Source organism: Aquimixticola soesokkakensis, assembly GCF_900172375.1.
Taxonomy (GTDB): Bacteria; Pseudomonadota; Alphaproteobacteria; order Rhodobacterales; family Rhodobacteraceae; genus Aquimixticola; species Aquimixticola soesokkakensis.
The window spans coordinates 185,849-199,010 of record NZ_FWFS01000003.1 but is presented as its reverse complement, the minus strand read 5'-3'; the positions used below and the strand labels follow the sequence as shown (position 1 = coordinate 199,010).

The window sequence follows — 13,162 nt, the reverse complement described above, 5'->3', positions numbered from 1 at the left end:
ATGAGTTATCCATTGAAAATATTGGGTTTTTTGTCTATTCCCAGTCCCTGAGAACGGGGGCAGGGGCAGAGATGAACTATATCAAGGACGTGATGGCGGAGGTCACAGCACCGTTTCGCTTGTTCGTTTTTTTCGTGCTGACGATGGTGATGGGCATGTCCGGCCCGTTCGGCACCTTCTACGACATGCCCTTTGCAGCACGGCTGGCCTATTGGGCGGTGATGATTGCGGGGGCCATTGTTCTGGGCTACTGCGTGCGCGTCGCCCTTGATCGGCGGTTTCCCCAGGTCGATCTGGTCTGGCGGGGCTGCGCGGAAACGGTGCTGATCACGCTGCTCTATTGCCCCTACGGCTACTCGGTGACCACCGGCCTCGCGGGGGTCGAGGGGCTGAATCCCGATGATATTTACTTCATTTTGCCGGTGACGGTTCTTGTCTGCGCGCTGTTGTCGGTGGGGCGGGTGTTCTTTGTTCGGGCAGGAATCACGGCTGTGCCCCGCCGCTTACGCCTGCTGGAACGCCTGTCGGACAAACGCGCGCTTACGGTCTACCATTTGACCGTGGACGACCACTATGTGGAGGTGGCGACCAATCTGGGCTCGGAACGGGTGCTGATGCGCTTTGCCGATGCTGTGGCCGAATTGGACGGTCTCAAGGGCGCGCAGGTGCATCGCTCGCATTGGGTGGCCCATGCGGCGGTGCGCTGCGTGGAAAAGGAAAACGGGCGTCATTTTCTGGTCCTGATCAACGGCGAGCGCGTCCCTGTGAGCCGCGCGAACCAAGGCGTGATCGAAGAGGCCGGTTGGCAATACGCCGGACGCGCCAGCGCCTGAGACCCTGTTGCGCCTAATGCGCGATGACTTCCTCTTTGACGAACATATTCGCCCATGCGCGGTCGATCAGATCGGGGGTCATCTGGTAGGGGATGCCTTCGAAGTCGCAAATCGCGATCATCTGGTCGATCAGGAACACCGGCTGGTAGTTGGCGAAATTATTCTGGATCGTGGGGTATTTTTTCTTGAGCAGATGGATCAACGCCCCCTCATCCAGCGGCATCTTTTTCTTGCGCGCAACAAGCGCGAAGATTTTCAAAAAGCCTTCCTGATCCGGCCCGTCGACCTTGATTTTGAAGAAAATCCGGCGCAAGGCCGCGCCATCGAAAATTTCGTTCGGGTGGAAGTTGGTCGAGAAAATCACCAGCGTATCGAAGGGGACTTCGAATTTTTCGCCCGACTGGAGCGCAAGGATATCCTTGCTTTCTTCCAGCGGCACAATCCAGCGGTTGACGATTTTCTGGGGCGGCTCTTCCTGACGACCAAGGTCGTCGATGATGAAAATCCCGCCCGTGGATTTCAGCTGGAGCGGGGCCTGATAGGTGCGCGCTGTGGGGTTGTACACGAGGTCGAGCATGGAGAGCGACAGCTCGCCGCCCGTGACCACCGTGGGGCGCTGACAGTAGACGTAGCGGCGGTCGAAACGGCGCGCGGTGCGGCGCAGGGCGTTGGGGTCGTCTTCGGCCTCGGCGGCTTCGCTGTGGATGATGGGATCGAAGACGGTGATCACCTGACCGGAATATTCAATCGCGCGCGGGACATAGATATTGTCGCCCATCGCATCGCGAATCCCGTTGGAGATCGAGGATTTCCCGTTCCCCGGCGGACCATACATCAGAATCGAGCGACCGGCCCCCACGGCAGGCCCAAGCTGGTCCAAAAGGGTGGGGGGCAGGATCAGATGCCCCATCGCATCGGTCAGATCCTTGCGCGTGAGGTTCATATTGCGCACGGACTGGCGTTTGATCTGCTCGCGGTAGACCTCAAGCGGGATCGGCATCGCGCCGTAATATTCCGACTGCGCCAGCGCATCGAGCGCGCGGGCCTTGCCGCCATCCGACAGGCGATATCCCATTTCGTTCGACGAGTTGGCATGCAGCGTGCCGGTCGCCTCGACAAGGTTCTGCGTGCGCGCCAGATCGACCAGCTCCTGCGTCACCGTAATCGGCAGGCACAGCCCGCGACTGAGCTCGGAGACCTGCTCAAGGTTCTGGCGAAACATGGTTTTGAGCAGGATATCCCGCATCATCACCAGCGAGAGGCCGGTTTCGGCCAAAGTCCGCGGCACGGGGGGCGGGGTCACATTGGGGGTGTTTTGCGCGGTCATGTGATCTTGGCTCGATGTGTTGGGGGATCAGGGCGTTGGCGCGCCGATGAAGCTGGCCAGCAGGAGATAGAAAATCAGGGTCGGTCCCAGTGCCAGCCCCATGGGGAATTTTCCGTGGGTCCAGCTTGCCCATTCGGGCGTGACGCGGCGGACTATGGGGATTGCGCGGGCAAGGCGGTGCGTGGCAAAGGCCGCCAAAAGGCAGGCCGCAAACAGCACCGCCACGGCTGGCAGGTCGATCATCGGCACCATCGGCGCCATGGCGGCGGCAAATTTTGCATCCCCTGCGCCAAGCGCGCGCGCCATGTTCAGCACAAAGCCGATCGCGAGCACGACAACGAAATGCAAATAGCCCCACAGATATTGATCCAGCGGCAGGGCGATCAGCCCGATCACCACATAGACCACCAGCAACGCCCCGACCGCAAGGTTGGGAATCTTCATGGCGCGCATGTCGTTAAAGGCGACCCAAAGGCCGATCACAATCGCGAAGGGCAGGAACCACAGCGCGGCGGAGGCGGGAAGCGCTAACATGACCCGCCGCCCTTAGTTGACGACATTGGCTTCGAGCGCGGCAAGCGACCGGGCTGCGGCCTCGAAGTGCTGCGGGTGGGTTTCGATGGCATCTTGCAACAGGCCGCGCCCGATGGTCACATCCCCCTGTTTGATCGCCGAAAGGGCGAGCGTATAGAGCAGCTCGGCGCGCTCGCTTTGGGTCATATCGACCACCGGCAGGTCGTATTTGCCCTGCGCGCCGCGCGCCAGAACGAGGTTGTTCTTGGCGGTGAAGAGGTAGGGATCATAGGTGATGGCTTGGGCGAACAGCTTTTCGGCTTCGCGGTAATCGCCGCGCGACAGTTTCGAATAGCCCCAGTTGTTGAGCACGCCGGAGGGCTTGGTGGTCAGGCCCACAGCGGTTTCATAGAAACTATCGGCCTTTTGCCATTCCTTGTCGCTATCGGCGACCATGGCCTCAAGGCGGTAGCGCTGGAAGGTTTCGTAGGTTGGCGGGATCTCGTTGAGGGCCAGTTCGGCCTTGTCCCAGTCACCGGCGCGGATCAATGCCTCGGCCAGATTCACCCGATCGGAATTCGTCGCGTCGGAGGTCTCGAGGATCTGTTGCCAGATGCTGATCGCCTGCACCGACTTGCCCGCTTTGGTCAGCGACAGCGCCAGCCCGCGTTTAAGGTCGATGCGGTCGGGTTCGGATTGCGAGGCGCGCTCGAAGTAGGAAACCGCTTCTTCGGGATCGGTGGCCGAGAGCATGATGTCGCTCAACCCGCTTTCGTCGATCACATTGACGGATGTTTTGGCACGTTTGACGTCATCGGTCGCGTTCTTGCCGCAGGCCGACAGGGACACCATGCCCGCGAGGCACAGCATAAGAATCTTTGAATGGCGCATTTTGCCTGCGTCCCTCTCACTGCTCGTTGCCCCGTTTATCCCGATGCACGGCCTTTATCTGGTGGTCCGTCCGATTATGCGCACTCTGTATGGTGCCGGATCGTCCCCAAGCCTGTGCAAGAGCGGTCAGGTCGACAAGAGAAGGTAAGACCCCGTTCCCCGTCGTACCAAGGCAAAATTGCTCTCAACCCCTTCACCATAAAGCGGATCGTCCAAGTTGGCGAGCGCCAGACGCAGGTTTTCACGGATTTCGGCACTTTCGCCACTATCCAGCGCATAGGCCGTGCGAAACACGCGCTCTGCCTCGCCCCACTGGCCCTGCTCGGCAAGCACAACACCAAGGTTGTTCCATGCCGGCACAAAGGTCTCGTCCACGGTTATCGCGCGCCGCAGCACCTCTTCGGCCTGTCCCAAACGGCCCAGCCGCAGGTCCGCCGATCCGATCGCCGAGAGCACATCGACCGTCAGACCGTGTTCGGCCGCGCCGCGCAGATAGGCCTCAAGCGCGAGTTCGTATTGCCCCGCTGCCATCAGGCGGTGGCCGACGATCAACCCGTCCACGGACGCCCCCTGCGCCACCCCCGGCGCAAAGCCGTCGGTATCCCTGAGCGGTTTGAGCGCGCCGGTCTGCGCACAGCCCGCAAGCCCCATCAGAACGGCGACGCCCAGCAGGGACGCAAAACGGCAACGGGCGCGGGAAGGCCCCCGCGCCGCTGTCGTGTCAAAGCGCAGATGCGCAAATCGGGTCATGTCGCCTCAGAAGTTGTTCTGGTTCAGCAGCACATAGATGTCATAGACCGAGGGGCCAATCAGAATAATGAGCAGCGGTGGAACCGTCAGCATCATTGTGGCGAGTGTCATCTTGGTGGGCAACTTGTTTGCGGCCTCTTCGGCGCGCATCACGCGTTTGTCACGCATTTCGCTCGCATAGACCCGCAGCGCATCGGCAATCGAGGTCCCGAAGCTTTGCGACTGGATCAGCACGGTCACAAAAGAGGTCACATCGTTCACACCGGCGCGCTCGGCCATGTCCTTGAGCACGGTGGTCTTGTCCTTACCGGCCTTGATCTCAAAGCTGACGATTTCGAATTCATCTGCCAGCGCGGGAAAACCGGCGCGGATTTCCTTGGACACGCGAATGATGGATTGGTCCATCGACTGTCCGGCCTCGACGCAGACCAGCATCAGATCGAGCGCGTCGGGAAAGCCGTTGGTGATTTCCTTTTTGCGTTCCTCGACACGGCGCGTGATCCAGTATTTGGGGCCCATGTAGCCGATGCCGCCCGGAATCAGCACCGACATGATCAGCGATTGGGTCGAGGGCTCGCCGGTGGCGGATTTGATGATGGCGATGAACACGCCCACAGCAAGCAGGCCAAGCGCCAGCGCGAATTGCGAGAAATGGTACATGCGCACGGCGTTTTTGCCGCGATAGCCCGCCTGGATCAGCTTGAGCTGCACGGCAGAATATTCTTCCTCGTCCTGGGGTTCGAGAAAGGCGGAATATTTCGCCAGCTTGTCGTTCTTGGTGCCGTAGCGCAGGGATTTCTTTTCGCTGTCCTTGGGCGTGAGGCCGCGGCGTTCGTCGCGCAGCTTGTCCAGCGGGTCTTTCTTTTGGTTCAGGAACATCGGCAGGGTCAGCACGATCAGGATCAGGCCCAGAATGCCGACGATAATCAGCCCGCCAAAGGGTCCAAGGCTGTCCCCGAAAATCGAAGCGGCAAGAGAGTTCAATGCGTTCATGGTGTTGCCTTAGACCTTGATGTTCACGAGGGCCTTCATCACGAAGATGTTGGTCACCAGAAAGCCTGCGACGACCAGACAGGCGGGGATAAATGCGCCGGTTTCTTTGACGACATCGTAGTAATCGGGCTTGATCACATTCACCATGACGACGGCAAGCAGGGGAAAGCCGGACAGGAAGTTCCCCGACCACTGCGCCTCTGCGGTAATGGCTTTGACGCGGCGAAACAGTTTGAAGCGGGCGCGGATCACCTTGGCCAGACCGTCGAGCACTTCGGCAAGGTTGCCCCCCGATTGCTGCTGGATCGCCACAGCCACGGCCAGAAAGCGCATGTCCTGGATGTCGAGGCGCTCGGCCATGCCTTTGAGCGCTTCGCCAAGGTCACGACCATAGGCAGCCTCGTCCGAAATAACGCCCATTTCCGAGCCAAGGGGATCCGCGATTTCCTTGGATACGATGGTCAGCGCCGCCGAAAACGGGTGGCCGACGCGCAGGGATCGCACCATCAGCTCCACCGCATCGGGCAGTTGTTCCTCGATCAGCGCCATGCGCTTCTTGGCCTTGCCATTCACCCAGACAAAGACAGCCCCAATCCCCATCACGGCCGAGACCAACATGCGCACGGCAGGCGCGGTTTCGGTCGCAACCGAAAGCCCGATAAAAGCGATGAAGGACAAAACGCCCATGATCATAATGAGTTGCGCAGGGGTAAAGGCGATATTGGCCTTTTGCGCCTTCTCGGCAAGAACCGAATACAGCGGGATCTGGCGCGACTTGAGGTGCTGCGACATCTCTTTGCGCAGCTGGTCCAGAACCTCTTCGCGCGCGCCGCCTTTTTCGAGCAGTTCAAGGCGGCGGTTCACGCGGTTGTTGAGCGAAATCGACTTGCCGAAGACCGTCAGATAGATGCCCTCGACGAGCAACAGCACGGCGATGAAAATCACACCATAGATGATAGGTTCGGCAGTAATATTCATGGGTCAGTTCTCTTGCTCGGGGCGCGCGCGACTCTGCGGTCGGGTTTGTCTACAGAGTCACGAATACCGGTCGATTGCGGCCAAATCAGGGACGGAACGGTTCAAAAATGGACGGGGGCAAATCATAGCCCCACATTTTAAACCGTTCGGAGAAATGCGACCGCACGCCGGTGGCGGTGAAATGCCCGATGATCTTGTTGTCGGGGGTGAGGCCGGTGCGCTGGTAACGGAACACTTCCTGCATCGAAATCACATCGCCCTCCATGCCGGTGATCTCTGTGATCGAGACCATGCGCCGCGACCCATCCTGCAGGCGCGAGGCCTGCACGATCAGGTTCACAGCCGAGGAGATTTGCGAGCGCACTGCCTTGAGGGGCATCTCGATGCCCGCCATTGCGACCATGTTTTCCAGACGCGACACACCATCGCGCGCCGAGTTGGCGTGAATGGTGGTCATCGACCCGTCGTGACCGGTGTTCATCGCCTGCAACATGTCGATGACTTCCTCGCCGCGGGTTTCCCCGACGATGATGCGGTCAGGGCGCATCCGCAGCGCGTTGCGCAGACAGTCGCGCTGACTGACCGCCCCTTTGCCCTCGACGTTGGCCGGACGGCTTTCCATCCGGCCCACATGGGTCTGTTGCAGTTGCAATTCCGCGGTATCCTCGATGGTGAGGATGCGTTCGTCGTTGTCGATGAAGCTGGACAGGGCGTTGAGGGTGGTGGTTTTGCCCGAACCGGTCCCGCCCGACACGATCACATTGAGGCGGGTGGACACGGCGGCCTGCAAATAGGCGGCCATTTCTTCGGTGAAGGCGCCGAAATTGACCAGATCGTCAATCGCCAGCTTTTCCTTTTTGAATTTCCGGATCGACACCAGGGAGCCATCCACCGCAACGGGGGGCACCATGGCGTTGAAACGCGACCCATCGGCAAGCCGCGCATCGACATAGGGGTTTGATTCGTCGACGCGGCGCCCCACGGCGGACACGATCTTGTCGATGATCCGCAGCAGGTGTTTTTCGTCCTTGAAGGTCACATCCGACAGCATCAGCTTGCCGTTGCGTTCGACGAAAATCTGCTGGGGCCCGTTGACCAGAATATCGTTGACCGTGTCGTCCTTGAGCAGGGTTTCGAGCGGGCCAAGGCCGCGCACCTCGTCATAGAGATCCTGGTTGAGGATCAGGCGCTCGTCGCGCGTCAACACCATGCCCAGTTCGGTCAGCGCCTCACCGGTGATATTGGCAATCTCGCTGCGCAGATCGTTTTCCGAGGCGGCTTCGAGCGCCCCGAGGTTGAGATCTTCCAGCAGGCGCTTGTGCATCTCGACCTTGATGTCGGACAGCTTTTCCTTGCGCTTTTTCTCTTTGTCCTGCGGGACGGCCTGCGCGGCCACGGGCTGAAGCCGGCGCTGGACGCGCGGCTTTTCGGGTTGCTTGACCTCGGGGCCGCTTGCGGCGGCCTTTGCGGGGGTCGCTTGCGGTGTTGCAACCGATGCGGCTTTGGCTGTGTCGTCTTTTTTGTAGCGCGAAAACATCGGGTTAGCTCCGTGGATGGGCGTCAGGGGTCAAGCGGGGCGCGGTTCAGGCGGCAATCGCCTTGGCGTCGCGGGTACGCAGATGCAGCGCTTGTGCCAGTTTCATGATTTCTTTGCGCAGCGGGTTTTTCGCCGCACTTTCAGACAGCGGCAGGCCGTGGTCGCCCGATTGCGCGACCTGTTTGCCCCCATCGGGAAGCTGCAATTCGATGTCGATATCAAGGCTTTCCGCAAGGCGTTTGATGCGCGATTTGGCGGTGATATCCATGCCGCGCGGCGCGCGGTTCAGCACGTAGCGCAGCTTTTCGATCGGCAGTTCTTCGGCCTTGAGCGCACGCAGGAAGCGCAGGCAGTTCTGGGCCGAACGCATGTCCAGTTCGAGCGTCGAGAGAAAAACCTCGGCTTCGGTCAGCACGATTTCCGTCCAGCTGACGATCGTCGTGGGCATATCGACCACCACATAGTCGAAATTGCGGCGCGCAATGTCGAGCAGACGCTGCACATCTTCGGGCTCGATCACGTCGAGCGGCATCAATTCGGCAGGGGCGGTGAGAACCGACATCTTGTCGTTGAAGTTCAACAGGGCCTGCAAGAAGCTGTCGTTGTCCATCACATCCGTGGAGGACAGCAATTCATACACAGCCTCGCGGCGCGGTAGGTCGAGATAGGTCGCAACCGCCCCGTGTTGAAGCGACAGGTCGATCAGAAGAACGCGCGGTTGGGGGCCTTTCTTTTCGACCGTCGCCAACTCGTAGGCAAGATTAACCGCAAGTGTCGATGCACCGGTTCCGCCCGCAAGCCCTTGAACCGGCAAAATAATCCCGTTTGATTTTCCCTCAAGCCTGCCGCCGGGCACATCCACGGGCGCGGCCTGCGGGGCAGGGGCCGCGCTGGGGGCGGGCGTGCGCAGACGGGCAATCGCGCCTGCCAGAGCCTCCTCGGGAAGCGGGTAGGGGATAAATTCTTCTGCCCCCAATTGAAGCAACTGGTGCAGGGCGCTGGGGCTGACCTCTTCGGCGATGACGATGACCTTGATCTCGGCGTCGCGTGCGGATTTGATCACATCCGCAATCTGCGCCAGGCGATCCACGTCCTCGCCATCAATGGCAACGGCAACGAATTCGAGGTCGCGCGCTTCGTCCTGTTTGAAAAACTGGCGCGCGTCGTCAAAGGACAGATCGCCCCAGCCTTCGCCCAGCTCGGTTTCCATGTCCTCGATCAGAAGGTCGAAATTTTGCACATCGCGCGAAATCGTACAGGCCACAAGCGGGGCTTCGACTTCGGTCACGGGGTTTTCCACGTTCGCTGCACTCGTCATTTCCGTCGTCCTTTTTGGTTCGGGACGCCTGGCGGATTAGGATGCGGGACATTCGAGTCGCCATTTCCCCCTGCCGCGGACGCCCCCTCCCCGCGACATCGCGGTCGCGGGACTGCTCCCAGTGCTCATAAGATGACGGTGAACTTGGGCAACATTGAGGCTGAATTGGCGTCATTATGCGCTTTTTCGCGACGGTCGATCAGAAAGGGGCCGGTTTGTTGTCGGGGTTTTCCCGAGGTTGCGATCCGGCCCGCCCGTTTAATTCGCGCCCATCGTATCCGTGGAGGAACTGCCAAAGTCGATCAGTTCGGAGGGCGCCGTCGCGCTGGCGATATATTCGCGATAGACGATCTTGGCATAGTTTGCGTTCATCACCGTGGGGTGACTTTCGACAAAGCCCGACACTTCGGTGATCGCACGGCGGTTGGCCATGTTTTCTTCGGGGGTCGCGACCACCGGCTGCGTTTCGCCATAAGACACCAGCGCCTCAAGGCGGGCGCGGTTCACGCCGCGCGTTGCCAGATAGGCGACGACCGCTTCGGCGCGCCGACGGCCCAGAACCTTGTTGTAGCCTTCTGAACCGACAAGGTCGGTGTGTCCGTAAACGCGAAAGCGCACTTCGGGATACTGGGTGATATAGGCGGCTTGTGCATCCAGAATGCTGCGCGCCGCCGCGTCCAACGCCCAAGAATTAAAGGCAAAATTGACCGTGGTCGGCACTGCGGCCTGGAATTTTTCGTTCAGGTCGGTGATGTAGTTTTTCTGGCCGGTCTGCACGAGGGTGTTGTTCATCGTGGCATTGCCAAAGTACCCGTCATCAAGAAACCCTCCGGCCTCTTGCGTCCAGGCATCGCCGATCTGGTGGTCGGAACAGGCGGCAAGCGCCAGCAAGCTGGCCGCGCCAAAGAGGGTGGTGATCGTCTTGCGGGCCGAAGGGCGAAACGTGGGACGCATGTCTTACTCCATCACATAGCCGTAGGAGCCGGAAAAATCCTGCTTGGCCACTTCTGCGGCCGCGCCCGTTTTGGGTGCGGAACCGGCGGTTTTGCCAAAGAGGAACAATTCGCTCTCGGTCGGCGGCTGGATGCGGTCGGTGGGCACCGACAGGGCGATTCCTTTGGTCGGGCTCACGAGATGGGGCGTGACGATGATGACCAGCTCGGATTGCTCGCGGGTGTAATCGGCAGAACGAAACAGCGCGCCCAGAATCGGCACATCGCCCAGCCAGGGCACCTGACCGGCCATGTCCTGGAAATCGTCTTGCAACAGACCCGCGATCGCAAAGCTTTCGCCGTCGCGCATTTCCACCGTTGTGGAGGTCTCGCGCCGTTTGAACGCGTTCAGGGAAAAGCCGTCAAGGTTGTAGGTGACGGTGCTGTCCAGCGCCGAGACCGAGGCCTTCATTTCGAGGTTGATCGTCGAACCTTCGATGACGCGCGGGATGAATTCCAGCTCCACACCGAAGGGTTTGTAATCAATATAGACGCCGTTTTCACCGAGGACGGGAATGGGATATTCGCCACCGGCCAGGAATTTCGCCTGCTGACCCGACAGCGCGGTGAGGTTGGGTTCCGCCAAAGTCCGCACAACGCCTTTTTGCTCAAGCGCTTCCAGCGCCACGGCAATTTCCAGGCCGCCAACAGAGCCGCCCAAGAGGAAGCGCCCGTTGCTTTCGTCGCCCGAGGTCACGCCCGTGGTGCTGTCACCGTCAAAGGCATTGTTGACGTTGCTCTGGTTGACAAAGGCCCCCGAGCCGCCCTGAATCCCCAGACCGCCCCCAAGAACAGATCCGTTCAACCCCAAGGAGGCGGAGAGGTTTTTGGACACGGAGCGCTGCATTTCCGCAAAGCGCACCTTGAGCATCACCTGCTGCGTTCCGCCGATGGACAGGAGGTTGGAGACGCGATCCGGCGCATAACGCGAGGCGAGTTCGACCGCTTTTTCCATGACCGAAACCGAGGACACGATGCCCGAGAGCACGATGCCGTCATTGGCGGTGCGCACTTCAATCTTTTCGCCCGGCAAGACCTGCTGCAGGCGTTGTTTGAATTCGGTCACATCCGGTGTCACGAGGATCTGCACGTTGGTAATAAGTGAACCATCCGCCGCCAGCAGCGTCATCGTCGTCTGCCCCGGCGCGCGGCCCAGAACGTAGATGGAGCGATCGGAGAGGGTGGAAATATCGGCAATCGACGCATTCGCGACCGAAATTTCGGCAAAGGGCTCGTCGCTTTCGACCACCACCGCACGGTTCATCGGCACGTTCAATTCGTCCGACGTGGAGCCGGACATCACCTTGAGTTTGTCAGCCGTGGCCACGCCGCTTGTCGCTGACATCACCGCAAGGCTGATCAAGCCCGCCTTGAGAATCTTTAACATTTCCATGTGATCCTGCCTCTCAGTCTCACGTCATTTTTCACGTCTGCACGCACGGACTCTGATGGTCCTTCGCGCCAGAAGATGCGCGAGGTTGGGAATATTTGCAAGAATCAATATATTATGAGCATCAATCAATGTGGATATGTGGCAACAGGCCGACAAAATTTGCGGCACTGCGAGGGGGTGTTTTCGCGCGCAAGCGCAGCGAAAGCCTTGAAAAGGTTAACGGCGCACCGCGGCGCGCCGTTCTTTTGGTCACGATAACCGGTTCGGTAGAGCCCGGTTCAGTCGCGGCAGGGGATCACCGTTTCCAGCACTTCGCCGCTCTTGCGGGTCTTGATCGTGCAAACGCGTTCCTTTTGCAGCTGCACAACTTCGGCCTCTTCGATGCCCAACAGGCTGTTCTGATCCACCTCGACGCCTGCGCTGACGGTCTCGTCGGAGTAGCCGACCAGCGACAGGGACAAACGGCCCGAGGATTGTGCCTGCGCGAGGGCGGCGACCTGCTGGGGCGTGGCTTCGACGGTGATGGTGCGTGCGATTGTCGGGTTGTTACGCTCGCTATCGGCCAGCTGGTCCACGGCGATGATCTGGACCGAGGCGTCGATCAATTTGGTCACTTCCGATGAAGACCCAATCGTGGAAAGCTGCGTTGGTGCTTTGCCGGTCCAGTAGATGTCGACCCGATCGCCCGGCGACAAAAAGCCCGACACGCCCGAGGTGACATCGACCTTGATCGCAAAGGCCCGCATGCCAACGCCCAGGCGCGAGGCCACGCCCGCATCGCGTCCGGGTTCTGTGACTTTGCTGACCATCAGGGCTTCCATCGGTTCCATGGTGCGCAACACGATGCGCGGCTTGTCGTCCTCGCCAAACAAAACGGGCTCGTCCTCGGCAGGGGTCAATTTGAAGGCCCCCTCGGGCATCGCTTCAAGCGGGAAACGCACGGATTTGACATCCTCACGCGTGAGGACCTCGCCGTATTTCAGCGCGCGCGTGGCGACATAGACCTCCTCGGTCTGCACCATCTCCTGACGCGCCGCGCGTTCGCGCGACAACTCTGCCTGATAGGCGGCCAGATAACCGCGGGTCATGTAGACCGCAAACCCCGCCAGCGCGACGCCAACGATCAGCACCAATCCGAATACAAGACGCATGTCTTTTGTCCTTTTTGCTGCGGGGTCTCTTGGCGGACATCGGTCCGGCCCCGCTTTGCTCGATATCGGGTTAACCTTGCCGCGCGAATACGGCAAAACCGTGGTCGCGGCGCGGCGCAGATGGGGAGTTTGCAGCCAGACGCGACAATCGACGCGATTTTTTGCCTTTGGCGTAGCCTATGCGACCTGCACTGGCGCGCACAAAAGCATAGGAAAAAGGCCAATCCTGTTTCCAGAACCGGCCCTCTTCGGTGGGATAACGCAGCGAACGACGCTTATTCGGTTGCGGAGTAGTCAACGACGCTGCGGCCAGCGAGGTCGGTGTTGATGGTCGAACCGAGGCTGGAGATACCGCCCTGGACGGTTGCCAGCACAGCAACACCGATGCCGACAACGGCGGAGGTGAGGACGACCCAGTCAACGGTCACAGCACCGTCTTCGTCACGTTTGAAGTTGTTTGCGAGTTTGAAGAATTTCATGATTTTA

At 60.0% G+C, this 13,162-nt stretch carries 13 protein-coding genes; 1 reads left to right on the top strand and 12 read right to left on the bottom strand.

From position 1 onward, the window contains the following. The first annotated feature begins 71 nt into the window (after nt 1-71). Nucleotides 72-833, top strand: a complete 762-nt coding sequence (locus tag AQS8620_RS05385; protein ID WP_085835820.1) for a LytTR family DNA-binding domain-containing protein — start codon at nt 72-74, stop codon at nt 831-833. A 13-nt stretch (nt 834-846) separates the two neighbouring features. On the opposite strand, the gene AQS8620_RS05380 is transcribed toward AQS8620_RS05385, so the two are convergent. The 12 genes from AQS8620_RS05380 to AQS8620_RS05325 all read right to left on the bottom strand — a co-directional run bounded on the left by AQS8620_RS05380 (nt 847) and on the right by AQS8620_RS05325 (nt 13,155). After that, entirely contained in the window at nt 847-2,160 is a 1,314-nt protein-coding gene (locus AQS8620_RS05380; protein ID WP_085835819.1) for a DUF8689 domain-containing protein, read from the bottom strand. A gap of 27 nt (nt 2,161-2,187) precedes the next feature. Beyond that, nucleotides 2,188-2,694 (bottom strand): prepilin peptidase, encoded by a 507-nt coding sequence (locus tag AQS8620_RS05375; protein ID WP_085835818.1) that lies wholly within the window; start codon nt 2,692-2,694, stop codon nt 2,188-2,190. 12 nt (nt 2,695-2,706) lie between these two features. Beyond that, a complete protein-coding gene (locus AQS8620_RS05370; protein WP_085835817.1) occupies nt 2,707-3,564 on the bottom strand; it encodes a tetratricopeptide repeat protein in 858 nt (285 codons plus the stop codon). Between the two features lie 126 nt (nt 3,565-3,690). After that, on the bottom strand, nt 3,691-4,215 hold the full coding sequence (locus tag AQS8620_RS05365; RefSeq protein ID WP_085835902.1) for a tetratricopeptide repeat protein: 525 nt from the start codon (nt 4,213-4,215) through the stop codon (nt 3,691-3,693). 105 nt (nt 4,216-4,320) lie between these two features. Next, nucleotides 4,321-5,307 (bottom strand): type II secretion system F family protein, encoded by a 987-nt coding sequence (locus AQS8620_RS05360; RefSeq protein WP_085835816.1) that lies wholly within the window; start codon nt 5,305-5,307, stop codon nt 4,321-4,323. Nucleotides 5,308-5,316: 9 nt separating this feature from the next. Next, a complete protein-coding gene (locus AQS8620_RS05355) occupies nt 5,317-6,285 on the bottom strand; it encodes a type II secretion system F family protein (RefSeq protein ID WP_085835815.1) in 969 nt (322 codons plus the stop codon). Between the two features lie 85 nt (nt 6,286-6,370). Then, a complete protein-coding gene (locus tag AQS8620_RS05350) occupies nt 6,371-7,822 on the bottom strand; it encodes a TadA family conjugal transfer-associated ATPase (protein ID WP_085835814.1) in 1,452 nt (483 codons plus the stop codon). Nucleotides 7,823-7,868: 46 nt separating this feature from the next. Continuing rightward, entirely contained in the window at nt 7,869-9,140 is a 1,272-nt protein-coding gene (locus tag AQS8620_RS05345; protein WP_085835813.1) for a CpaE/TadZ family protein, read from the bottom strand. A gap of 258 nt (nt 9,141-9,398) precedes the next feature. Then, nucleotides 9,399-10,094, bottom strand: coding sequence for an OmpA family protein (locus tag AQS8620_RS05340; RefSeq protein WP_085835812.1), 696 nt, complete (start codon nt 10,092-10,094; stop codon nt 9,399-9,401). Nucleotides 10,095-10,097: 3 nt separating this feature from the next. Continuing rightward, nucleotides 10,098-11,525 carry a type II and III secretion system protein family protein gene (locus tag AQS8620_RS05335; RefSeq protein WP_085835811.1) on the bottom strand — a complete coding sequence of 476 codons (1,428 nt, stop codon included), beginning with the start codon at nt 11,523-11,525 and terminating at the stop codon, nt 10,098-10,100. 278 nt (nt 11,526-11,803) lie between these two features. Continuing rightward, complete coding sequence (cpaB, locus tag AQS8620_RS05330) at nt 11,804-12,676, bottom strand: Flp pilus assembly protein CpaB (protein ID WP_085835810.1); 873 nt, start codon at nt 12,674-12,676, stop codon at nt 11,804-11,806. 275 nt (nt 12,677-12,951) lie between these two features. Continuing rightward, the gene (locus AQS8620_RS05325; protein ID WP_085835809.1) at nt 12,952-13,155 is read right to left on the bottom strand and encodes a Flp family type IVb pilin; all 204 of its coding nucleotides are present in this window, start codon (nt 13,153-13,155) and stop codon (nt 12,952-12,954) included. Between the last annotated feature and the right edge of the window lie 7 nt (nt 13,156-13,162).